The sequence below is a fragment of the Acidobacteriota bacterium genome (genome assembly GCA_035471785.1).
In the GTDB taxonomy this organism is placed as follows: domain Bacteria; phylum Acidobacteriota; class UBA6911; order RPQK01; family DATIPO01; genus JANQFM01.
The window spans coordinates 1-21307 of the sequence record DATIPQ010000122.1; the positions used below are offsets into that span (position 1 = coordinate 1).

Annotated in this window: 23 protein-coding genes and 1 tRNA gene; 11 read left to right on the forward strand and 13 right to left on the reverse strand. The window is 62.1% G+C overall.

Translation table 11 applies throughout. From position 1 onward, the window contains the following. Window positions 1-314 (forward strand): GH25 family lysozyme (locus tag VLU25_17840; GenBank protein HSR69796.1); only part of this gene is annotated, 314 nt, incomplete at its 5' end. 1 nt (window position 315) lies between these two features. Here the strand turns inward: VLU25_17840 and VLU25_17845 are convergent. The 3 genes from VLU25_17845 to VLU25_17855 form a co-directional block, all read right to left on the reverse strand. Beyond that, window positions 316-843, reverse strand: coding sequence for a hypothetical protein (locus tag VLU25_17845; protein ID HSR69797.1), 528 nt, complete (start codon window positions 841-843; stop codon window positions 316-318). Window positions 844-1043: 200 nt separating this feature from the next. Beyond that, on the reverse strand, window positions 1044-1766 hold the full coding sequence (locus VLU25_17850) for a hypothetical protein (GenBank protein ID HSR69798.1): 723 nt from the start codon (window positions 1764-1766) through the stop codon (window positions 1044-1046). A 13-nt stretch (window positions 1767-1779) separates the two neighbouring features. Further along, window positions 1780-2250 carry a DUF2085 domain-containing protein gene (locus VLU25_17855; protein HSR69799.1) on the reverse strand — a complete coding sequence of 157 codons (471 nt, stop codon included), beginning with the start codon at window positions 2248-2250 and terminating at the stop codon, window positions 1780-1782. Window positions 2251-2380: 130 nt separating this feature from the next. On the opposite strand from VLU25_17855, the gene kdsB reads away from it, so the two are divergent. The 5 genes from kdsB to VLU25_17880 all read left to right on the forward strand — a co-directional run bounded on the left by kdsB (window position 2381) and on the right by VLU25_17880 (window position 7255). Further along, a complete protein-coding gene (gene kdsB / locus VLU25_17860; protein HSR69800.1) occupies window positions 2381-3178 on the forward strand; it encodes a 3-deoxy-manno-octulosonate cytidylyltransferase in 798 nt (265 codons plus the stop codon). A gap of 2 nt (window positions 3179-3180) precedes the next feature. Then, window positions 3181-4875 carry a CTP synthase gene (locus VLU25_17865; GenBank protein HSR69801.1) on the forward strand — a complete coding sequence of 565 codons (1695 nt, stop codon included), beginning with the start codon at window positions 3181-3183 and terminating at the stop codon, window positions 4873-4875. A gap of 76 nt (window positions 4876-4951) precedes the next feature. Beyond that, complete coding sequence (gene kdsA / locus VLU25_17870; protein HSR69802.1) at window positions 4952-5788, forward strand: 3-deoxy-8-phosphooctulonate synthase; 837 nt, start codon at window positions 4952-4954, stop codon at window positions 5786-5788. A gap of 6 nt (window positions 5789-5794) precedes the next feature. Next, window positions 5795-6754, forward strand: a complete 960-nt coding sequence (locus VLU25_17875) for a KpsF/GutQ family sugar-phosphate isomerase (protein HSR69803.1) — start codon at window positions 5795-5797, stop codon at window positions 6752-6754. A 24-nt stretch (window positions 6755-6778) separates the two neighbouring features. Further along, the gene (locus VLU25_17880) at window positions 6779-7255 is read left to right on the forward strand and encodes an HAD hydrolase family protein (protein ID HSR69804.1); all 477 of its coding nucleotides are present in this window, start codon (window positions 6779-6781) and stop codon (window positions 7253-7255) included. Between the two features lie 151 nt (window positions 7256-7406). Here VLU25_17880 and VLU25_17885 read toward each other — a convergent pair whose 3' ends face one another. Continuing rightward, complete coding sequence (locus tag VLU25_17885) at window positions 7407-9008, reverse strand: serine protease (GenBank protein HSR69805.1); 1602 nt, start codon at window positions 9006-9008, stop codon at window positions 7407-7409. Between the two features lie 72 nt (window positions 9009-9080). After that, window positions 9081-10331, reverse strand: a complete 1251-nt coding sequence (locus VLU25_17890) for a pyridoxal phosphate-dependent aminotransferase (GenBank protein HSR69806.1) — start codon at window positions 10329-10331, stop codon at window positions 9081-9083. A gap of 141 nt (window positions 10332-10472) precedes the next feature. On the opposite strand from VLU25_17890, the gene VLU25_17895 reads away from it, so the two are divergent. Both VLU25_17895 and VLU25_17900 read left to right on the forward strand, forming a co-directional pair. Beyond that, window positions 10473-13178 carry an ADOP family duplicated permease gene (locus tag VLU25_17895; protein ID HSR69807.1) on the forward strand — a complete coding sequence of 902 codons (2706 nt, stop codon included), beginning with the start codon at window positions 10473-10475 and terminating at the stop codon, window positions 13176-13178. Window positions 13179-13317: 139 nt separating this feature from the next. Next, the gene (locus VLU25_17900) at window positions 13318-13965 is read left to right on the forward strand and encodes a hypothetical protein (GenBank protein HSR69808.1); all 648 of its coding nucleotides are present in this window, start codon (window positions 13318-13320) and stop codon (window positions 13963-13965) included. Between the two features lie 768 nt (window positions 13966-14733). Here the strand turns inward: VLU25_17900 and VLU25_17905 are convergent. Both VLU25_17905 and VLU25_17910 read right to left on the reverse strand, forming a co-directional pair. Then, a complete protein-coding gene (locus VLU25_17905) occupies window positions 14734-14946 on the reverse strand; it encodes a BrnA antitoxin family protein (protein HSR69809.1) in 213 nt (70 codons plus the stop codon). Further along, entirely contained in the window at window positions 14943-15233 is a 291-nt protein-coding gene (locus VLU25_17910) for a BrnT family toxin (protein HSR69810.1), read from the reverse strand. Before VLU25_17910 ends, VLU25_17905 begins: the two co-directional genes overlap by 4 nt. A gap of 484 nt (window positions 15234-15717) precedes the next feature. On the opposite strand from VLU25_17910, the gene VLU25_17915 reads away from it, so the two are divergent. After that, window positions 15718-15792, forward strand: a tRNA-Gly gene (locus tag VLU25_17915). A gap of 299 nt (window positions 15793-16091) precedes the next feature. On the opposite strand, the gene VLU25_17920 is transcribed toward VLU25_17915, so the two are convergent. Together VLU25_17920 and VLU25_17925 are read right to left on the reverse strand one after the other, a co-directional pair. Then, window positions 16092-16664 (reverse strand): DUF4255 domain-containing protein, encoded by a 573-nt coding sequence (locus VLU25_17920; protein ID HSR69811.1) that lies wholly within the window; start codon window positions 16662-16664, stop codon window positions 16092-16094. Window positions 16665-16908: 244 nt separating this feature from the next. After that, window positions 16909-18123: an SEC-C metal-binding domain-containing protein gene (locus VLU25_17925; GenBank protein HSR69812.1), complete on the reverse strand. Its 1215-nt coding sequence runs from the start codon at window positions 18121-18123 to the stop codon at window positions 16909-16911. Between the two features lie 178 nt (window positions 18124-18301). On the opposite strand from VLU25_17925, the gene VLU25_17930 reads away from it, so the two are divergent. Continuing rightward, entirely contained in the window at window positions 18302-18649 is a 348-nt protein-coding gene (locus tag VLU25_17930; protein ID HSR69813.1) for a PIN domain-containing protein, read from the forward strand. Window positions 18650-18731: 82 nt separating this feature from the next. Here VLU25_17930 and VLU25_17935 read toward each other — a convergent pair whose 3' ends face one another. Both VLU25_17935 and VLU25_17940 read right to left on the reverse strand, forming a co-directional pair. Beyond that, the gene (locus VLU25_17935) at window positions 18732-19175 is read right to left on the reverse strand and encodes a PIN domain-containing protein (GenBank protein ID HSR69814.1); all 444 of its coding nucleotides are present in this window, start codon (window positions 19173-19175) and stop codon (window positions 18732-18734) included. A 10-nt stretch (window positions 19176-19185) separates the two neighbouring features. Next, complete coding sequence (locus VLU25_17940) at window positions 19186-19434, reverse strand: AbrB/MazE/SpoVT family DNA-binding domain-containing protein (GenBank protein HSR69815.1); 249 nt, start codon at window positions 19432-19434, stop codon at window positions 19186-19188. A 190-nt stretch (window positions 19435-19624) separates the two neighbouring features. Between VLU25_17940 and VLU25_17945 the strand changes: the two genes are divergently transcribed. Then, on the forward strand, window positions 19625-20020 hold the full coding sequence (locus VLU25_17945) for a hypothetical protein (protein HSR69816.1): 396 nt from the start codon (window positions 19625-19627) through the stop codon (window positions 20018-20020). Between the two features lie 94 nt (window positions 20021-20114). Here VLU25_17945 and VLU25_17950 read toward each other — a convergent pair whose 3' ends face one another. Both VLU25_17950 and VLU25_17955 read right to left on the reverse strand, forming a co-directional pair. Further along, a complete protein-coding gene (locus VLU25_17950) occupies window positions 20115-20594 on the reverse strand; it encodes a YHS domain-containing (seleno)protein (protein ID HSR69817.1) in 480 nt (159 codons plus the stop codon). Between the two features lie 112 nt (window positions 20595-20706). Then, window positions 20707-21307: isochorismatase family protein (locus VLU25_17955; GenBank protein ID HSR69818.1), on the reverse strand; the 601-nt coding region annotated here is incomplete at its 5' end.

Here is a 21307-nt window from a genome sequence, read left to right on the forward strand (position 1 = left end):
ACACCACGCTGGAAGGGCTTGCCCAACGGCTCAAGACTTTTGTCGAACTCCTGGAGGGCCATTACGGCATCAAGCCCATCATCTACACCTCCCCCAATTTCTGGGACAAGTACTTCGCGGAAATCAACTTCGGCGACTACCCGTTGTGGATCGCCGAGTACGGGGTCGACGCCCCGCGCATGCCCCAGGGTTGGTCGGATTGGCATCTGTGGCAGTTCCAGGGAGACGTAGCCGTCACCGGCATCGAGAAAGACGTCGACCTGACGCAGGCCAACCGAAGCGGCCCCGACCACACCGCCCTCATCGTCCGCTGACCTAAGTGATGCCGAATTGGCGGAACATGTATTGGTAGAAAGGGTCAGTGCTGTATTCGCGCACCCAGTTGAGGCTGAGGACGCAGCGCTCGTATCGGTGAGCCAGCTTGCGCAGGGTGGCGGTAGCGTCGGTATTGCCTTCCAGCTCCGAGGCGGCCATGTAGCTGCGGCGTCCGCAGTCGGTGTAATAAGACTGGGGAATCTGGCGCCGCCCGTAGCTGAGGCTTTCCGGGAACATGCCCAGAACGAAGAGGGTGTAATCGCCGATTTGGCGGTATGAATCCTTGCGGGCGCGGCGGGGCATCTTTGAAATCTGCTCGAACATGTCGATCAGGTACATCAGCGGACGCCCCTCCTCGTCCTTCAGTCCGTAGAGGTTCTCGGTCCACATGAACTGAAGCAGCAGGTCGCTGAGGTAAAGGCACAAGTCGTTGTCGGCCATCTCAGACTGGTTGAGGGCACGGTCGGTCAGGTTGCGGAAGACTGTGCGGACGGGGTGGTTTTCGGGGATGGACTCTTGAGCTTTCATCGCTTTCTCGCTTGCTCCTCCTCTTCAAAGGTCACAGGCGCGAACTGTTCAGCAGGTTCTTCCTCTCATGTCGGTCAAACCCGCCTTGACGGTTACAGGTCGAGATGAAACGGGCCTTGAAAAGTTTCGCATCCGGGGCCGACACGAGAAGCCTCCCGCGGTCCAGAATTTCTGGACCGCGGGAGAGGCTTCACGAGTGATCACGAATCCGGCTTGTCCTCGGATGATTCGTCCGCCGCCGGCGGGGAGGGGGCGCTTGGGGACGCCGCTCCGCCTGAAGGGGACGAAGAGGGAGGCGCCGCAGCGCCTCGGCCCGAAGAGGAAGCGCCCGAAGAGGAGGAAGCTCCGCCGCCGGAGGCCCCGCCGGTTCCGCCGGAAGGAGGCGGAGGCGTGCTCGGGACCGTGTCGGAAGCCGCGGGAGGCGGCGGCGCCGAGCCCTTGTCTTTCTGGAAGACGGCGACTCCGATAATGGCTCCCAGCATGGCGAAGAGAGCAAAGACGAGTAGGGAGAAAAGAAGTCCGATCACCGAGAATCCTGCGCCCAGCATTCCCGATTCCACCATCCATTCGAAGAACTCCACGAACTCGGGCGGTATGTCGGGGTTGCTGCGCAACTGTTCCAGGGCTTCTTGCATCTCGGACGCGCCGCCGATGTTGAAGAGCAGGGTGATGGGAAAGGAGACCACGGTCGAGATGACGGCGCCCACGATTCCCGTCAGCAGTCCCAGCACGGCTGCATCGCCGTAGCTCACCGCAACTGTGGATTCCTTGAGATAGAGATAGCTGGCCAAGACGCCGCCGATGATGACCCAAAGGCAGCAGGCGCAGTTAAGGGCGTTGACGAAGGGAATCCCCGAGGCCACGCCCAGTACCAGTCCGCCGATCAGGGCAGGACGCATTTTGCTCACGCTCGCATCGGTCATGGTTTGTCTCCTCTCACTCTCTAGCATGCAAGTTGATTGGTGCCGGAAGCTTCTCTTCCAGCAATTGGCGAAAAGCCGTTTCTACGAAGACCGCCAGGGGGAAGGCCGCGATCCAGCCGCTGGCCAGGCGGCTCCACCAGGTGTTGGGCAACAGGAATACGTCCGTCGCCATGAGGGCGAATCCGATCAGGAGAAGCCGCGGACGGACCAGCAAAAGCCGGCCCAGGCTCTGCCAGAGCGGCAACAGCAACGCTCCCGCCAGGAATCCCGCGTAGATGCCCAAGCAGCGGTGGCAGACGGCCAGAGGTTCTCCGGCCAGATGAAAGCTGCGCTCCGGCATCTGGTGGCAGATGCGCTGGAAGAAGAGATAGATCCATGAGGCGGCCGACCAGTCCTGGGCACGCCCGTACGGCGCGGCCAGGATAAGGCCGATCCACAGCAGGCTTCCTCCAACCAGCACGATGGCGGCTATTCTGCGTTGCATCCAGACTTCCCCGTCTTCAACGATCGCTACGATGGTTCAAGATTCGTGACCCTAGTGTGGCATTCTTCGCGCTGCGGGTAAAGAGGGAAGGCCGGTTGCACTTCCGGGTGAGAGCAGTTTATTCTGTTTTATGCGCTTCATAGGCGTTATTCCGGCCCGCCTCGCGTCGACGCGATTGCCGGGCAAACCCCTCCTTGAAATTGCGGGACGCCCTCTCATCGAATGGGTCTACCGGCAGGCCCTCAAGGCCCCGGTGTTGGAGCGCGTGATCGTGGCCGCCGATGACCGGCGCATCGTCCGGGCCGTAGAAGCCTTCGGCGGCCAGGCCCTGATGACGCGTCCGGACCACCCCAGCGGCAGCGACCGGGTGGCTGAGGTGGCCGCCAGGATAGAGGCCGACGCCTACATCAACATACAGGGCGACGAGCCCCTGATGGCTGCCTCCACCATCCAAGAGGTGGCGCAAGCGCTGGGGGGCGAGAGCGGCGGGCCAGGCCCAAGAAAAATGTCCTGGCAGATCTCCACCGCTTGTGTCGAGATCAGGGAGGAGCGCGAGATCGAGAGTCCTCACGCGGTCAAGGTGGTATGGGCCCGCGACGGCCGGGCGCTCTACTTTTCGCGGGCCGCCATCCCCAGCCGCCGGGGAGTGAAAGCGCCTGTTTACAAGCATTTGGGCATCTATGGATACAGGCGTCAGGTGCTCCTTGAAATGCCGCAACTGGCACCCACGCCGTTGGAGCAAAGCGAATGCCTTGAGCAGCTTCGCTGGCTCGAATACGGCATCCCCATTCGGGTGGTGGAGGTGGCGCACGACAGTTTGGGAGTGGATACCCCCGACGACCTGGAGCGTGTCAGACCCCTGTTGGAAAATGCCTCCAAAGACGCCGCCCTGGAATTGAAAGCTCGACAAGGGAAAGGATCACGGTAGAGATGTCGACCAAGTATATTTTCGTCACTGGTGGGGTTTTGAGTTCGCTGGGCAAAGGCCTGGCCTCGGCTTCCATCGGATGCCTGCTGGAGGCGCGCGGATTTCGCGTCAACTTGCTCAAACTCGATCCCTACATCAACGTCGATCCGGGTACCATGAGTCCTTTTCAGCACGGCGAGGTCTTCGTCACCGACGACGGCGCCGAAACCGATCTTGACCTGGGACACTACGAACGCTTCACCAGCGTTCGCCTGAGCAAAGACAACAACTCCACCACCGGCAAGATCTACGAGGCGGTCATCGAAAAGGAGCGGCGCGGCGACTACCTGGGCAAGACCGTTCAGGTCATTCCCCACATCACCAACGAGATCAAGAGCACCATCAAACGTCTGGCGGGGGGAGTGGACGTCGTCATCGTGGAGATCGGCGGCACCATCGGAGACATCGAGAGCCTGCCCTTCTTGGAAGCCATCCGCCAGATGCGCAACGATCTGGGACGCAAGGACACCATCTTCATCCATCTCTCCTACGTCCCCTTCATCAATGCCGCCGGGGAACTGAAGACCAAACCCACCCAGCACTCGGTCAAGGAACTGCGCGGCATCGGTATTCAGCCCGACGTGGTCATGTGCCGGACCGACCGCTTCTTGCCCAAGGACATCAAGGAGAAGATCGCCCTCTTCTGCAACCTGGAATCGCGGGCAGTGATTACGGCCAAAGACGTCTCCAGCATCTACGAGGTCCCCTTGGTGCTGCACAAGGAGGGCTTGGACGGCATCATCTGCGAAGCTCTGGAAATGCCCGAGCGGGACTGCGACCTGACCGATTGGGAGCGGCTGGTCGCCAACATCTACAATCCGCGCGGCGAAGTCGTCATCGGCATCGTCGGCAAATACGTGGAGTACGAGGATTCCTACAAGAGCCTCAGCGAAGCCCTCATTCACGGGGGGTTGCCCCATCATTACCGGGTCACGCTGAAGTGGATCGAGTCGGAGGGACTGGCCGGCGAGAACTGGCAGGACAAGCTGGGCGAGGTGGACGCCATTCTGGTTCCGGGGGGCTTCGGTCCGCGCGGCATCGAGGGCATGATCAAGGCTATCCAGTTCGCCCGCGTGGGCAAGGTGCCCTACTTCGGGATCTGCCTGGGAATGCAGTGCGCGGTCATCGAGTTCGCCCGCAACGTCTGCTCGCTGGACGCCAATTCCTCGGAGTTCGACTCCTCCAGCTCCCATCGCGTCATCTACAAGCTGCGCGAACTCCTGGGCGTGGAGGAAATGGGAGGCACCATGCGTCTGGGGGCCTATCCCTGCGTACTGGAAGAAGAGTCCCTTTCCCACCGCATCTACCAACAGAAAGAGATTTCCGAGCGCCATCGCCACCGCTACGAGTTCAACCGCGAGTACGAGGAAATCCTCACCAGCTACGGTTTGCAAATCGCCGGCAACTCGCCCGACAAGAATTTCGTCGAGATCGTTGAACTCGAGAATCATCCCTGGTTCTTGGGATGCCAGTTTCATCCCGAGTTCAAATCGCGTCCGCTGGAGCCGCATCCCCTTTTCGTCAGCTTCATCCAAGCCGCCGTCGAATACCGCAAGAAGCGCCTGGGACGACCCCAGCATGTTGAGCAGGGGGAACTCATCGAAAGCCGGCTGCTTGTCGACCAGCCGTCCAGCGAGCAGCACCGCGGCGAGCGGTAGCTCGTAGCGGCCAACTCCCGACGGGCTGCTCCCGAGTGCGCACCCCATGGTTCCTCCTATGGAGAACTGCTAGACTGTGGCGGTGAACAAGGACGCATTTCGGGGCGGGGGACGTCCCTTTTTCCTCATATCCGGGCCCTGCGTGATCGAGAGCCGCGAGCACTGCCTGCGAATGGCCGAGAGCCTGGCCTCGCTGACCCGCATGCTGGAGATCCCCTTTATCTTCAAAGCCTCCTACGACAAGGCCAACCGCACCTCCATCCGGTCCTTCCGCGGACCCGGCCCCGGGGAAGGTCTGGAGATCCTGGCCGAGGTCCGGCGCGAGATCGGCGTTCCGATTCTCTCCGACATCCACCAGCCTGATCAGGCCCAAGCGGCCGCCGAAGTCCTGGACGTACTGCAGATCCCCGCTTTCCTGTGCCGCCAGACCGATCTCATACAAGCGGCCGCGTCCACGGGGCGCGCGCTCAACATCAAGAAAGGACAATTTCTGGCTCCCTGGGACATGGAGAACGTCTTGGCCAAGGCCCTGGACGCCGGCGCCGACTTGGTACTCCTCACCGAGAGGGGAGCCAGTTTCGGCTACAACAACCTGGTGGTGGACTTCAAGTCCTTGCCCATCATGAGGCGGCTGGGCCGGCCGGTGGTTTTCGACGCCACCCACAGCGTGCAGTTGCCGGGAGGGAAGGGGAGTTCCACCGGCGGACAGGCCGAGTTCATCCCATACCTGGCGCGGGCGGCGGTGGCCGCCGGAGTGGACGGAATTTTCTGCGAGGTTCACGACGAGCCCTCCAAGGCCCTCAGCGACGGCCCCAACGCACTCCACCTTGAAAAGGCCGAGGAACTCTTCTCCCAACTCAAGCGCATCGACGAGTTGGTCAAGTCGATGGAGCCCGAGATGGAGACGGATTGAAGACCGATGAGCAAAGAGCTGGCCCGTCAAGTGCTGCGCATTGAGTCGGAAGCTATCGCCGCCCTTGTCGAGAGAGTCGATGAATCCTTCGAGGAGGCTCTGCGGCTGCTGAGCAGCTGCCGCGGACGCGTGGTCGCGACCGGCATGGGCAAATCGGGCCTGATCTGCCGCAAAATCGCCGCCACCCTGGCTTCGACGGGAACCCCGGCTCTCTTCATGCATCCTGCCGAGGCCATCCACGGCGACTTGGGGATGCTGACCTCCGACGATCTGGTGCTTGCCCTCTCGAACAGCGGCGAGACCGAGGAACTGATCCGCCTGCTGGCGACGCTCAAGCGCTTGGGGGTGCCCATTATCGCCATGGTTGGCAATCGCGAATCGACGCTGGCCAAGCGCGCCGACGTGGCCTTCGACGTGGGCGTCGACCGGGAAGCCTGCAGCATCGGACTGGCGCCCACCGCCTCCACCACGGCCGCCCTGGCCTGGGGGGACGCGCTGGCAGTGGCCCTTTCACAACGCAAGGGGTTTGCCCTGGACGACTTCGCCCGCCTCCACCCCGGCGGCGGGCTCGGAAAGCGCCTGGCCCGTATCGACGATCTGATGCACGAAGGCGACCGCTTGCCTTCGGTCCCCGCTGACGCTCCCATGGATGAGGTCATTTACGAAATGTCCAGCAAGGGACTGGGCATCACCGCCGTGGTCGATACCGAGAGACGCCTTGTGGGAGTGGTGTCCGACGGCGATTTGCGCCGCCTGCTGCAAAAAGGCCCTCAGAACGTCCTCACCTTGAAGGCCCGCGACTGCATGACGCCCTCTCCCGTTTCCATCGGCCCCGCCGAGCTGGCCGTGGAGGCGCTGCGCCTGATGGAGCAGCGCAAGATCACCTCCGTGATGGTGGTGGACCCAGGGAACAAGCTTGTGGGCGTCATCCACCTCCACGACCTGTGGGGCACCGAGATGTTTTGATTGGGCAGATGCCCCGGAGGATCGATGGCCATCGCCGACCTGAAAGACATCAAACTGCTGGTGCTGGACGTGGACGGAGTGCTCACCGACGGCCGCATCGGCCTCACGCCTCAGGGCCAGGAGATCAAGTTCTTCTCCACCAAGGACGGCTACGGCATCGGCATGGCCATTAACGCGGGCATCGAGGTGGCTTTCCTGACCGGACGCCAGAGCCGGGCCGTATCGCGCCGGGCGGAAGAGCTGGGCGTGAGGCACGTCATTCAGGGCGCCCGAGACAAGCTGGCGCTCTTCCAAGGACTATTGCGCGATCTCGGTCTGCGGGCCCGCCAGGCAGCCGCCATGGGCGATGACGTCCCCGACCTCCCGGTGCTGCGCCGAGCCGGCTTCTCCGCCGCCCCCGCCGACGCCGTGGAGGAGGTGCGTTCCCAGGTCGACTGGGTCAGCCCCTCCCCCGGCGGCTATGGCGCCGTACGCGAACTGGTTGAACACATCCTGGCCTAGTGCTGCCGGTCATAAGTTTTGAGCCAGGGCCGTCGTTTTTTGTCCCTGAAAGGGACAGATTCGCTAGCCCAGGGTCAGCCCCGGCGAGCGCAAGCGAGACGGCGGCGCCACCCTGGGTTTCAGACTTCTGACGCGCTGGCATAGTCTGCAGCTAAGGCAGGGCCAGCACGGCCGTCACGCCTACCGGAATGGTGGAGGTGATGCGGGCCGAGACGATTCTGAGTTCGCTGCCTTCGTTGGTCCTCAAGAAAAGGCTCCCATGGGCGGGGAGATTGAGCGTGAAGGTCGAGCTTGTGCCTACGTCCCTCAGGCCGACTTCGCTGGGCATTCCGTCCTGCCCCACGAAGTTTATGGTGACTTGTCCGCCCGTGGCTCCGGGATTGACCACGATGATCTCGGAACGGATGGCTCCGATGAGGTCGGCCACTTGAGGCAGCACGAAGCTGGTCTGGGCCGTGTCGGTGGCGATCACCGGCAGCGTGGTCAGGGGCGACCCTGCCGCCGCCTGGGCCACGTTCTGGCGCAGGGTTACGGCTGCCACGTCCCCATTGGCGGTGACTGCCAGGCTGCCCAGGAAGTCGGTTCGATCGGGAAACAGTCCGCCTGGCCCGGCCACGAAAATGGCCCTCTGTCCCGACCCGACCAAGGAGTCGTCAACCGTGTCGACCATCATTCCCTGGCGGTCGTAAAGCGTGAACTGGAGGTCGGTGGTTCCGCCCTCCATGTTGGTGACGGCCAGTCCGGTGTTGAAGGGCGGCCGGGTGTCCACGGCGATCACGAAGGACTGGGTTGCGGGCGAGTCGCCCACCCCGGCCTCGGTGCGGGGCGCCAGCACTTCGCGGATCCAGTCGATGAAGTTGGGAACCCGGGTGTAGACGCCGGGAAAGTCGGGATCGGCGCAATCGGCCCCGAAGCTGGTGATGCCGACCTGTACCCATCCACCTTCGCCGTCCGGCAAGAGCAGCGGACCGCCGCTGTCTCCGTCGCAGGTATCGACCCCGCCCGTGCCCAGGAAGCCGGCGCAGATGTGCTGTTCGGGCAGGATCTCGGCCTGCAGCGGTATGTAGGCGGTCACGCACTCGTTGTCGTCCACGATTTCAGTATCGGCGCGCTGCAGGATCTCGGGGAAGTCGAAGGCACGATCCTCGGCATTGGGCTCCTCGGGATCGAACTGGCGGGCTCCCCATCCCAATATGGTGGCCGCCGCTTCGGCCATGATGCGCGGATCATCGGGGTCTTGCACCAGTGGCACGGTGGGGAATTCGAGCGGTTCGGCCAGCCGCAGCAGGGCGATATCGTTGCGCAGGTTTTCGTCCGCAACGACGAAACCGGGATGAATGATGCGTTCTACGACTTCGATGAGGCGGGGCTCCTCAGTGCTCAAATCGGTACTGCCCACGAAAACGCTCAAGTCTTCAGCGGGAAGGATGAAGTTGCCGAGCACCAGGCAATGGCCGGCCGTCATGACCCAGGTGGGCTCGATCAAGGTGCCTCCGCAGAAGCTTGAGAAGACGATGTCGTCTCCGCTGGAATCGAGCAGGAACTCATCGACGATACGCACCATCCAGGGGAACTCGCCGATGTCGTCGACGTCCTCGCCGCCGATGACATATTCGAACTTCTCGGAGGTACGGTTGTCCTGCTTGCGGCCGCTGGCGTCCTGGGCCGCGACTTGGGTCGCGCTCAGTCCCAGCAGCAGTACGGCAAGCGTCAAAAAGCGCCAAGCGCGCGCGCACGGAATGGAAAAGCTCATGATGGTCTCAATTCCTCCAGAAAACGGTTTAAGGGGCGGGTTCCCGGCACATAGAGTAGCAGAAATACCACTTTATGCGCGATGTTTCAGCAGCTCCTTCAACCCCTGCAGTCCCCGCTGCGTGTCGGACTCGGGAACCAGCAGCGACACCACGATCTGGCAGCCGCTGGGAAAGTCGTAGAAATAGCCGGGATGAGTGAGGACGTCCTGGCGGCGCAGCAGCTCCAGGGCCCACTCCTCCTCGCTCTTGGTGCTGGGCAGGCGGATCACGGCGTACCATCCGCCTTCGGCCGGCAAGGGAGTTGCGGGCGAGTCGCTCAGTTCCTTGCGGATGAGGCGGTCGTTGCTGCGCACGCGGCTGCGGATCTGGTCTCCCACCTCCTTTGCCGATTGCAGCAGGCGGGGGGCGGCTACCTGCACCGGCGTCCCCACCGAAAGGTAGTGGTCGCACAGGAACTCCAGGCGCCGGCGGGCCTCATGCTTGAATTCGGCGGGTCCGCGCAGGATGATCCATCCCAGCTTGAGCTGGGGCAGTCCGGCGCATTTGGAGAGTCCGCCCAGCAGGAAGAGCGGCGCCTCGCGTTCCGCCAGGGGATGGAAGATGGGCTCGGGCAGGTCTTGCCAGTTCTCGGCCTGAAGCGGGAATTCGAAGAAAACCTCGTCGCACACCGTCACCAGGCGGTAGCGCAGGGCCACCTCGCGCAGGGCCTGCCATTCGGCTTCCTTCAGGTAGGCGCCGGTGGGATTGTTGGGATGCACCACGGCCAGCATGCGGGTGCGGCGGGCGATGCTCTGTTCCACGGCGCCCACGTCGGGCGTCCAGGAACCGTCGAATCCGTAAGGATAAAAGATGCCCCGCACCCCCTCGCCGCGCGCCAGGTGCTCGATGAGCGGGTAGCCGGGTTGAGGCACCAGCACCTCTTCAGAAGCGTTCATCATCAGCTTGAAAACCAGCGAGTAGGCCTCGCTGGTGCTGGAAGTGAGGATCACGTCCCGCGCCTCCACCTCGGCCTGCGGGCGGCTGCGGTAGTGCTCCGCTACGGCTTGCCGGGCCGCCTCCAGGCCCAGCGGTTCGGGGCCATAGCGCATGGCGCTCTCATCGCTCAGGGCTCGCCGGATGACCTCGTCGGGATAGGCCAGTCCCACCTTGGTGGGATTAGAGACCGTCCAGTCGGCCACGCGGGTGCCGCTGGCCTCTTTGACCCGCACTTCCTCGGCCAGGCGGTTGGCGCGCAGTCCTCCCGGAGTGCGCGCCGAGAACCTCCATCCGCGCCGATAGCGTCGGCGTCCGCGTCGGCGGTGTTTGTCCCGTTTGCCTTCCACGGCCACCCAGTCTACAAGTATCGGACCTTGGCCGCGCCTCCCCCGGGCGGTTGCGGGGCCCAGTGATCAAGTGCCAGTACTTTTTCGGGCGGGCTCTTGACAGCCGCCAAGGTTAGAGCGTGAGATGGAAACGAAGCGAATATGAGGATCCGCCTGAAGCACGAGCGCTTGGCCCGCGAACTGGCCGAGCGAAAGCTCTCCCAGAACCGCTGGGCCCAGCGCATGGGGCTTGACAGCGGACACCTGTCGCAACTCGTCAACGGCAGGCGTCCCTATCCCAGCGCCTCCACCCGGCGCAAGCTGCTGGAGGGTCTGGATCTCGACTTCGACCAGCTCTTCGAGCTGGAAGGCCCCCGGGGACGGGAGGTCCGGGCCAATCTCTATCCGCCTTCCCGGAGTCCCTTTCGACAGGCTGGAGCGTTGACTATGACCGCCTTACTGCACGACCTTCGACAATCCTTGCGCGGCCTCTTGCGCCGTCCCGGCTTCGCCGCCCTCATCATCCTCACGCTGGCCCTGGGCATAGGCGCCAACACGGCTATTTTCAGCCTGCTGGACGCCGTCTTGCTTGAGCCCTTGCCCTATCCGGGAGCCGACCGCCTGGTGCGGCTGTGGAGCGCCTATCCCGAGCGCGACGTGCGCCACGGCACGGTTTCGCCCCACGACCTCGAGGACTGGCGCCAGATGAGCGACAGCTTCGAGGCCATGACCGGCTATCCCTCCGTCCCCATGTCGGGGATGGTGCTGACCGGGCGGGGCGAGCCTCAGGAGCTGCAGGCGATCTTCGTCAACGAGCAGTTTTTCGAAACCTTCGATCTGCCCGCCCGACAGGGGCGCTGGCTGCAACCCGAAGACTATGTCGAGGGCAAGAACTACAAGATCGTCATCAGCCAGGACCTGTGGCGTCAGCAGTTCGGAAGCGCGGCCGACATCGTGGGACGCAAGGTGACCCTCAACGGCCAGCCGTTCGAGATCGTGGGCGTGATGCCTGGGCAATTCGATTTTCCCTCTCCTCAGGTACAGATCTGGGCTCCTCAGTCCCTCATTCCCGAAAGCGGCGTTCCCCGCCAGCGCTTTATCCGCTGGCTCAACGTGATCGGGCGCCTCGAGCAAGGAGCCACTCTCGAGCAGGCCCGTCAGGAAATGAACGCCGTGGCCGCCAACCTGGCCGCCCAGTATCCCGACGCCAACCAGCAGTTGACGGCGGTCACCATCGAGAGCCTCCGCGAGGTGATGGTGGGCGATCTGCGCACGTCGCTGCTGGTGCTGATGGCCGCGGTGGGAATGGTACTGCTGATCGCTTGCGCCAACATCGCCAATCTGGTGCTGGCCCGTTCCGAGCGGCGCAGGCGCGAAACGGCGCTGCGGCTGGCCCTGGGCGCGGGCAGCCGCGACGTCCTGCGCCGGGCGCTGACGGAAAGCGTCCTGCTGGGATTGCTGGGGGGCGCCGCCGGATTGCTGCTTGCCCTGGGAGGGATCAGGCTGTTGCAGGGCCTGGCCCCGTCCGACGTCCCCGGACTGGCTTCCGCCCGCCTCAGCCTGACCGTCCTGGGCTTCACCCTGGCCGCCTCGCTGCTCACCGGGCTGCTGGTGGGTCTTTTCCCGGCCCTGCGAAGCGCCCGCGCCGACCTGCTGGAGGCGCTGCAGGAGGGCGGACGCTACGACGCCGGCGCCGGACGCCGCTTCTACCGCCGCGCCTTGGTGGTGGCTCAGGTGGCTCTGGTGGCCGTCCTCTCGGTGGGCGCCGGACTGCTGATCGCCAGCTACCGCAACCTGCTCGACGTCAATCCCGGATTCGATCCCCGCGGCGTCATCACCATGCGCATCTCCTCTCACGCCTACAAGTACTCTGATCGCGACGACATGAAGCTGTTCTACGAGCGCGTGCTGGAGCAGGTGCGCGCCCTTCCCCAGGTGCAATGGGCGGGCATCGTGCGTCCGCTGCCTTTGGGTCCGCAGACCTTTAACGGCGAGAACTTCGCTTTCGAGCTGGCCGGCCATCCCCTCGAGCCCGAGGACCGTCCGCGCGCCGCCTTGCGCTTCGTCAGCGACGACTACTTCAAGGCCATGGCCATCCCCCTCCTGCAGGGACGCGACTTCCGGGCCCGCGAAGAAACCCCGGTGGTCATCGTCAACCGCCGCTTCAGCCAGGCCATTGTCCCCGAGGGACAGTCCACCGTGGGCACCCGTATCCGCCTGGGAGAGGCCGAGGGAGAGATCATCGGCGTGGTCGAAAATGTCAGCCAACTGAGCCTGGATGAAACGCCCGAGCCCGTCGTCTACATGTCGATGTCGCATAACCTGCGCCGCGGCATGACCTTGGTGGCCCGCACCAACGGCGATCCCCTCGATGCTCTCTCGTCCATCCAAAGGCGCATCTGGGAAGTGAACCCCGAGCAGCCCATCCAGGACGTCTACTCCATGTCCGGCCTGGTCGACGAGTCCCTCAAGCGCCGCCGCTTCGCGGTGCTGCTGCTGGGCCTTTTCGCCGCCCTCTCGCTGCTGTTGGCAGCCGTGGGCATCTACGGCACGCTTTCCTACCAGGTCAGCCGACGCCGCCAGGAGATCGGAGTCCGCATCTCGCTGGGCGCCGCCCGCCGCGACGTCATCAACCTCATCCTGCGCGAAGGCCTCACCTGGACCGTCGCCGGACTCCTGCTGGGCCTGGCCGGCGCCCTGGCGCTCACGCGCTGGCTTTCCAGCATGCTCTTCCAGATCCAGATCCTCGACCCCTACGTGTGGACTTCGGCTGTCCTGCTGCTGCTGCTGACCGCCCTGGCCGCCTGCTACCTCCCCGCTCACCGGGCCTCCCGCCTCGATCCCATCCAAACCCTCAAATACGAATAAGCGACCTGGCAACTTTTGCACGAATAAGAATCGCCACTCCAACGTAGCCTGGACAAAACAACCCGGAAATCGAGCAACTCAGCGGCCCTGACCGGCGCTGCTATGCTCGATTTCCTTTCCGACAAGCGAGGAGGGACTTATGTCTAACGGGGAAGTGCCCTACAAGGAATGGATTGTGATGCCTGCGCTCATCACGCTGGCGGTCACGTTGCTGCGCCTGATCGGCGAATTGATGCAGTGGAACGAGGTGCTTTTCGGCACCCCTACAAGCGGCTTCGCCGTTATCGGCGCCACCTGGCTGATCCCGATCTTCGGAATCTACTTCGGACACAAGCTGGCATCCAACGGCTACCGTCCCCGGAGCGTTGGAAAGGCCGCCTTGTGGCTCCTGCTGGCCTTCGTGGTCTCGGCCCTCATCGCCGGGGGCGTCACGGCGTTGTTGGGCACGGGCCTGCTGAGCGGCTTGGGCCTGGTGGTGGCCGCAGCGGTCGGGCTTTGGATCGCCTTCAAGGGATGGCGCGACTTGGCCTGCGTCCTGACGGCTTATGCCTACGCTGTCCGCATCCCCATCGTCATCATCGCGCTTTTGTCGATCCTGGGCGAGTGGGGCACCCACTACGAGGCGGCGCCTGCGGGCTATGAGCAGTCCAACGCCTTGCTGCGCTGGGTCGAGATCGCCTTGTTACCCCAACTGTCGATGGGAGTCATGATGATCGTAGCCCTGGGCGGCCTCTTCGCCTGCCTGGGCACCCTCTTCGCCCGCTCCTCGACCCCAGCCGAGGTCTAGCGAGGGCCTAGTGCTGCCGGTCATAAGCTCTGAGCCAGGGCCCTCCGTTCTTGTCCCTGACAGGGACAGATTCGCCAGCCCAAGGGACTGTTTTAGAAGTCAAGTCCGGGCTCGCTGAAGGCGAGCGATTCGCCAGCCCAAGGGACTGTGTTAGAAGTCAGGTCCGGGCTCGCTGAAGGCGAGCGATTCGCCAGCCCAGGGTCAGCCGCGGCGAGCGCCAGCGAGACGGCGGCGCCACCCTGGGTTTCGGAAGGCAAAGGTGCGAACGCTGAAGGCGTGGGATAACGCCACAGGGTGGCTCAAAACTTCTGACGCGCTGCGCTAATGCTGCGCCACAGGATTCGTGACTTAAACCATGCTGCATTCTAGCTTGTGGGGTGAACCACCGTACCCAGGGTTTCGCCCTTGCTGCGCTTCGCTTGCCGCGGGCTGCACCCTGGGCTAATCGAATCGCTCGCCTTCAGCGAGCCCGGACTCGAGCTTTGACGCGGAGGGCAGGCAGCGACTGTGTTGAAAGTCAGCATAAGCTCCCTGAAAGGGAGCCATTCGCCAGCCCAAGGGTCAGCCCCGGCGAGCGCCAGCGAGACGGCGGCGCCACCCTGGGTTTCAGACGGCCAAGGCCCGAACGCTGAAAAAGCGTGGAATAACGCGACAGGGTGGCTCAAAAACTTCTGGCGCACTGCACCAGCGAGACAAGAAGGACACTGACGAGCAGAAGTCGACGGCCGCTGAGGCCTGTTGGAACGGGAGTGAGCCTCGATTGTGCCGCTACCGGCTCCATTTGAGCCTTTTCTTCGAGACGACGCAATCCCGTAGGTAGAGATTGATCAGATTCTGGTAGGGAATGCCGGTTTCTTCAGACATGGCCTTGAAGTATTCGAGAATGTCGGTCCCTATTCTAATGGTGATCTGTTTCTTGAGCTGCTTGGCGTAGGGATTCTTGCGGCCCTTCATTTTGGACAGATCATATTCTTCTCTCATGGCTTTCCTCTACGGGCAAAGGTTTTCCGTTCCTTTTGGGTCGCCTTGCGGGCGGAGATGATCCGGATGATTGAATCGCTCTCACGGAAGCAATGGCAGACCAGCAGTACCCGGAATCTGAAGCTGCGTCCAATCATCAGGAAGCGGCTCTCGAAGTCCGAGTGGTCTGGATCGGGGTACTCGATTGCCTCTTCGTCGAAAAATACTGTTCGCGCCTCTTCGAAGGAAACCCCGTGCTTCCTTCGGTTGGATTCGTTCTTTGCTTCATCCCACTCGAACCTCAGCACGGGCCGATTATAATTACTGGATAATTACAAAGCAACATTTCTGTCCACCGGTGAAATGGCCTGCTCGATCCGGCGACCGACCTAAGACCCGCCTCCGGTCGAATGTCAGCCGAGGAGACTCTTTCTATCCTTAGTGGACAACCTGCCGCCAAGCGTCTCAGGTTTCGGCCTGGGGAATTCCCTGCAGGCCATCATCTTGCATATCCTCCACGTTGTTATATTCCTCTCAATCACTGGCAACCCCTTTGCAACGCCGAGACCGTCGAGGGACTGGTGATCAGCGAAAAGACCGTCAAGAGCCATGTCAGCAAAACATCTTAGGAAGGCTCCATTTGGCCGACCGCACCCAAGCCGCAGTCCTCGCCTCGCGCGAGGGAAATGGTGCGGCGCGACTAATTCCGGCCGGCACTTCGCCCCGACTACCCAAACAATTTCTCCCAATCCCCCACCAATGCTATACTTCACCCACCGACTCGACCGATGAGCGGGAGTAATTCAGAGGTAGAATGCCAGCTTCCCAAGCTGGACGTCGCGGGTTCGATCCCCGTCTCCCGCTCCAGTCTTTTCTCTCATAAAATCAGCAGTTTAGGTACGAAGCTGCCTCATGTTCGGCGGTCTTGAAGAAGTGACTTGGGCCAATTCTCCTTTCATTCGCTGACAATGGACGAGCGCTCAGTGTTGAATCGATAGTTTTGTAGGCTCGGTGCCCGGCTGTCCACGCATCGAAGGGAGGAAAGATGAGGCACATCGTTAGTGGCTTTCAGTTCTCGCGACCCTACAACTTTTTATCTCGGCTCTGAGGGTTCTTTCTTGCAGGCGCAGAAAGTCGGCGGGGCAAGCCGTCACCGCCCACTTACCTCATTCAGCCTCAATGAAGATGTTTGTGGCCAGGTAGGCTACCGAAAGTCGGTAAGGCATGTGGAGGAAGACCGACCAAAACTTCGACATCTCATCCTCACTCAGAGCCAAGGGGGAGATTCTGACCGCCTCGATCTCTCGTGCGAGACCATGAGGAGCCACGTAGTCACCGTACTCCCGGTCGTCGACTGCATCTTCTATCGTCTTGGGGCTCAACCCGGGCCCTGTATTGAGTATTGGAGCCACAATGTTCAGCAGACGAGGGGGTTCCAGTCGGTGCTCGTTGCCGTAGAATGTAAACAAATAGTACAAATTCAGGGACGCCCAAGGACCCCGGCCCAAGGATCCCTGTGTAGTCCCGGTGAGCGAGTCAGCATCGCGAACAAACCGGAGGGGCTGACCGACCTCGACCTGGAAAAGACAGATGTTGACGCTAGGCACTTGCCGGTTGGCCTCGCTAATCTCGTCTGGCCGGCCAACCGTCACCTTTGCAGATAGCTTGCCCGAAAGAGCGTCTTGCAAGGCTGCTTTGAGGGCGGCTGTAAAGGCAGCGGGGACCAGCAAGTTGTTCATCCTACAGCCAATCACGAATTTCGTTACAAAAATGAGCCAGTCAGTCGCTCATGTGCAGGCTTTTTGCTTCGTGGCGAGCAGATTATTTCGCCCATCGGGTCCCACCACTCGACTTCGACCTGCACTCCACACCCGGATTTCGCGGCGGTCGCGGGCGCTGATATGGTGATCAGTCCATTCGAGAACCCTGAAATCCAACGTCGTTCTCCCTCGTATCAGATTGGGAGCGACTGTTCAAGGCGCTTTATCCTCGACGCCCAGGGCCGCTACTACTCCTTCCGGGAGGCTGGCCGCATCCCTGACGACCGGGGCCGCATCTAGCCCGAGGAGGTTCCGTCATCGTAAAGGACCTTGCCCTCTTGTTGGACATGAGGTCGTCGTGCGGGGACGACGGCTCGTGGTGACGTTCCTTCCAGAGTTGGCGCGGGTCGGCGATCGAAACGTCAGGATGCCCGAGCCATTCGCCTGCCAACTCGACCAGCCAGTCGTCGGCCTCATCGGCCAGGGCGGAGGTGCGGGCGAAAGCTTCCAAGTTGCCGGATTTGCGTGAAAGACTGCAAAGAGGGCGGTCAGGATCCTCAGGTGATAAGCGCACCCAGGCGTCCTCGTCTTCCTTTGCCACATCCTTCTGGGACTCCAGCAGGCGCCGCAGTTCGTCCCAGTCGTGGACACGGTAGAGCAGGGTAGTAAGGAGAATAGGATCACCCGTGGAGGCGTCCAGAATGGATGGAGCCGGCCCGGCCAGGACCCGCAGCCACTGGTCGACGATGCAGCGGTTGACCCACTCGGCATCGGGGCGCTTACTGCGCCCCTTCTGCTTGAAGACTCGATCGCGGATCTCCAGATATTGAGGCTGCTCGAAGGGATACATCGCTCCTGAGAAGACGGCAGGGTCAGCGCCCACCAAGCGGGCACCCACGATGTCCCCGGGCTGAAGGATGTGGGAAGCGCTTGTCTCCTGGACCCGGATGCGTCGGCGTTTTTCTTCCAAAACCGGCACCATCCAAACACCTTCGCCAGGCTCGGTTTCATCCACTTCGTAAAGGTCCAGCCGGGCCTGGGCCAGCAGCTTGAGGTATTCGCGTTCGTCCTGGGCCAGAGGTTGACGAAGCACGAGTTCGATAAAGCGGGGAGCCGGGCTTTCCGATGAAGCCAGGTCCCGGCCGTCCACAAGGCACCATTCGGCGGCGTTGGACTCGAACATGTCCGCCAATTCCGGCGAGAGTTGAGCGATCTCCTCCCAAAAGTCCTCCTCCAGGCCGGCGAAGTACTGTTCGTGCAGCGCGGCATGAAAGGCCTTGGAGCGGTGCTGGTCGATCCAGTCGAATGCCCGCTCTACGGCTCGCCCCGAGATGAGCCGCTGTCGCTGCTGCGACCGTTCTTTATTCAGGCAGCAGCGCTTGTACTTCTTGCCGCTGCCGCATGGGCAAGGATCGTTCCGGCCCGTCTTTCGCGACATAAGCACCTCCTCAGCGGCCAAGAATACACCATATCGATTCCAGAACCTGGGTGGAGCAAGGCATGGACGGATGGAAGGCCCCGGAGCTGTGGCGGGCCGTTCAAACGCGAAGACAATTCCTGGTCACGGCGGACAGGCTTCGGGGGCTGCACGCTTGACCCACTATGCATCGCGCACTATGAAAGAAAGCAGCTTCACTCACGAGTCCGGGCATCTCGCCCACCAAGTGATCATCGAATTCGTGGCGGCGGCCACCCGGCCTCTTGCCAAGGCTCCGCCCCTTCTTGAGCTCTCCGAAGCCTGCCGTGAGGCCGAAGAACTCATCGGACAGTTCCCGATACTCTATCCCAATGAGGCTGTACTACGGTTGGCCTTGCGCGGTGCGTCCGCCTATCAGCTCTCTTGGTTTGACGCCCATCTGTGGGCTTATGGCGAGCACTACGGCATGTCGGCAATTCTCTCGGAAGATTTTCAGCACGAGCGGCTTTATGGGACGGTCCGGGTGATCAACCCGTTGCTCCAATGAGCACCTTCCACCAGCACGCGGGGCGGCGACTGCACCACGTGTGGAGGAGGTTGCTTTGTCAGCTCCCCTGCCTACGGTGTGGCTACGGTACGGTGTCGTCGTTGAGGGGAGTCAGGACGCGGATTCCCTCCGGGGCCAATCGTTCGAAATCTCCCCGGTTCAAGGTCAAGATGCTCCTGACGCCGGCCTGACGGGCGCACTCAATAATTTCAGAATCATAGACTGCACCTCCGGTGATTCCTTCCCGAGTCAAGACATCCAAGAATTCCCAGTAGGCTTCAGAGGAGAGTTGCACAAGAGGGGTCACGCCTTCAAAAGTGCTCTTCAGCAGCGTGAAAGCGTCCTGAGGAGAAAGCCGATGGGGGGTCGGCATGCGCGTCATCACGGAGAAGGCTTCCACCAGCACGCGGGAAGGAAGCACTGCCGAATCTGAAGCTAGCAGTTTATTCAGGCTGGAGGATGCAGCATCATGATCTTCGTGCCAAGTTTGCAGAGCGGCGATGATGACGCTGGTGTCGAGTGCCATCTGAGCTGATCTAGTCTTGGGCATCACGTCGTCGGATGACCTCCTGCGTACGGCGAACCGTCTCCGCGGTCAGCGGCTCGGTCGGCTCCCCCGGCACGGCCACGTAGAGTTCACCCCTCTTGACAATGCGGACCCTTCGGGGAGCCGCTTCAAGCTCGACCCGTCCGTCGTGACAGCGCACCTCAAGTTCCATGCCCGAAGTGAAGCCGGCCCTTTGGCGGATCACTTTCGGGATGACCAGGCGGCCGGAAGAATCCATGGTAGTTTTCACGGCATTTCCCATGGAAAAGATTGTACCGTAGTTTGACCTGCCCGGAAAGCATTTGGTGCGATGAAAGTCGTGTTGGCCAGGCGCTCGGATCGGTGATCTTCAGGGGGCCGCGGGTGAGTTCCAGATCGGTTTCCTCCCCAAGCCGTCCCATCGTGATCCGCCAGTCGGAGGATACGAATTGGATGACACCTTTGAAGAGTTTCCCCCGCGCCGGCAGCGACCGCGCGGCATGGGTGCCACTCTCGACCAAGTTCTGGCCGCCGTCAACGGTCAGCCGTTCAGCTACGAATACGACTTCGGTTCCACCACCGAACTGAAGATCCGCCGCCTGGGAGAACGAATCGGGAAGCAGGGCTCGCGACCGCTGCGTCTGCTGGCCCGCAACGAAGCGCCCCAATGGCCCTGCGCCGTCTGCGGGGAGACCGCCGATCTGCTCTGTCCCGAGTGCATGTATGAGGCCGATCCCTTCCTGTGCGAAGAACATGCCCAGGGACACGGCTGCCGTGTCGACCCTGAGGAAATGCTCCCGGTGGTCAACTCGCCCCGCATGGGAGTCTGCGGCTACACTGGGTAGCGGCCAGTCAGTCTCCGCAATCACGCGCCAATGCCGCAAGTCAACCGGAGAGCGTCCGGGAGAGCCTAGACTCTCCCGGCTTTTAGGACGTTTTTCACCAGAGATCATCCGGCGCCTTGTCACGGATCTCACGCCAGTTCTCGTCGGCTTTCCTGATGTGACCGGGAATGTCTTCCAGCCACAACTCGTAAACGGCGGGGTTGAGATTGAAGTACAGTTTGCCATCGACAACCTTGAACAGACGCGGATCTCCGTCGAACTTCTTGCCCTTGAAAGTCCCATAGGCACAGTATCCGCCGTACTGGGGAAGGTAAGCGGACGGATTCTGCTCGAACATACGCTTGTTGCTTTGGCTGACAAAGCGGTAGGTGGCGCCTTTGTGCGCGACAGAGAATTCGGCCTTGCCGAGCTTGGCCGCGCCGTCGGTGAAGTAGGCCACTGCATCGAAACCGTGCAGGGCGAGCGGCTCGCCGGTGAGCGTCAAGCCGGTGGAGGTGTTGATTTCGATTCCTGCCAAGGATGTGCCGAAGAGCCCGATCAGGCACAAAACGGTAAGGGTTGTGATTCGCTTCATTGGTCATTCTCCTTAATGGTTAGTGTTCCTCGTTTGAGTTCTGGGATCCAAGCTTGGCCATCGGCGACCCGGCAGGCCGAATCGGACTGCCGGCCCGTCCCTGGCCCTCCATTCACTCGGTGGCCCTTGCTGCGCTCTGGCTGATGAACCGCTGCGCTTTCTCGGCTCCGAGCAACTCCGTCGCCACCTGCCTGGTGGTACGTACCGCATTGGCCATGAACCGGAAGTTGATGGCCGCAGCCGCGTATCCGTCGCCGTCAGGGACTACCGCGGCAGCCGTGCCGTCCAGCACAACCAGCACCTCGAAACCCTGCTCGAGCAGCTCGCGCATGTGGGATTCGGTGCAAAGGTTGGCAGACATGCCGGCCAGGATCACCCGATCGATTCCGCGTTTGCGCAACTGGAGGATCAAGTCGTTGGTCTCCGGACCGTACACCTTGTGCGGACTGCTCACGACCGTCTTGCCGTCCTCGATGTAGGGTTTGTAGCGGGCCAGCCAATCGGCGCCCGAGCCCTTGAAAGAGTCGAGCGAGAGCGGATCCTTGCGGTTGAACATCCCGAGGTCGTGCATCAGCTTCTCGAGGGCGCCCTCGAACTTCCATCCATGATCGTGAGGGTAGTAGTAGTGGGGCGAGACGAAGACCGGGATGCCGGCCTCCTTGGCCGAACGGAACAGCACTTCGATATTCTCGACCGTACGGTTCTCGGTGACG

Excerpts from the sequence above, each read along its gene's own strand:
- VLU25_17855 (HSR69799.1), bottom strand. The coding sequence starts at position 2,250 with ATGCAACGCAGAATAGCCGCCATCGTGCTGGTTGGAGGAAGCCTGCTG.
- VLU25_17950 (HSR69817.1), bottom strand. The coding sequence starts at position 20,594 with ATGAAGCGAATCACAACCCTTACCGTTTTGTGCCTGATCGGGCTCTTC.
- kdsB (HSR69800.1), top strand. The coding sequence starts at position 2,381 with ATGCGCTTCATAGGCGTTATTCCGGCCCGCCTCGCGTCGACGCGATTG.
- VLU25_17920 (HSR69811.1), bottom strand. The coding sequence starts at position 16,664 with ATGAACAACTTGCTGGTCCCCGCTGCCTTTACAGCCGCCCTCAAAGCA.
- VLU25_17845 (HSR69797.1), bottom strand. The coding sequence starts at position 843 with ATGAAAGCTCAAGAGTCCATCCCCGAAAACCACCCCGTCCGCACAGTC.
- VLU25_17940 (HSR69815.1), bottom strand. The coding sequence starts at position 19,434 with ATGGATTCTTCCGGCCGCCTGGTCATCCCGAAAGTGATCCGCCAAAGG.
- VLU25_17930 (HSR69813.1), top strand. The coding sequence starts at position 18,302 with ATGAAAGAAAGCAGCTTCACTCACGAGTCCGGGCATCTCGCCCACCAA.
- VLU25_17905 (HSR69809.1), bottom strand. The coding sequence starts at position 14,946 with ATGAGAGAAGAATATGATCTGTCCAAAATGAAGGGCCGCAAGAATCCC.
- VLU25_17885 (HSR69805.1), bottom strand. The coding sequence starts at position 9,008 with ATGAGCTTTTCCATTCCGTGCGCGCGCGCTTGGCGCTTTTTGACGCTT.
- VLU25_17900 (HSR69808.1), top strand. The coding sequence starts at position 13,318 with ATGTCTAACGGGGAAGTGCCCTACAAGGAATGGATTGTGATGCCTGCG.
- VLU25_17865 (HSR69801.1), top strand. The coding sequence starts at position 3,181 with ATGTCGACCAAGTATATTTTCGTCACTGGTGGGGTTTTGAGTTCGCTG.
- VLU25_17880 (HSR69804.1), top strand. The coding sequence starts at position 6,779 with ATGGCCATCGCCGACCTGAAAGACATCAAACTGCTGGTGCTGGACGTG.
- VLU25_17935 (HSR69814.1), bottom strand. The coding sequence starts at position 19,175 with ATGGCACTCGACACCAGCGTCATCATCGCCGCTCTGCAAACTTGGCAC.
- VLU25_17875 (HSR69803.1), top strand. The coding sequence starts at position 5,795 with ATGAGCAAAGAGCTGGCCCGTCAAGTGCTGCGCATTGAGTCGGAAGCT.
- VLU25_17925 (HSR69812.1), bottom strand. The coding sequence starts at position 18,123 with ATGTCGCGAAAGACGGGCCGGAACGATCCTTGCCCATGCGGCAGCGGC.
- VLU25_17850 (HSR69798.1), bottom strand. The coding sequence starts at position 1,766 with ATGACCGATGCGAGCGTGAGCAAAATGCGTCCTGCCCTGATCGGCGGA.
- VLU25_17895 (HSR69807.1), top strand. The coding sequence starts at position 10,473 with ATGAGGATCCGCCTGAAGCACGAGCGCTTGGCCCGCGAACTGGCCGAG.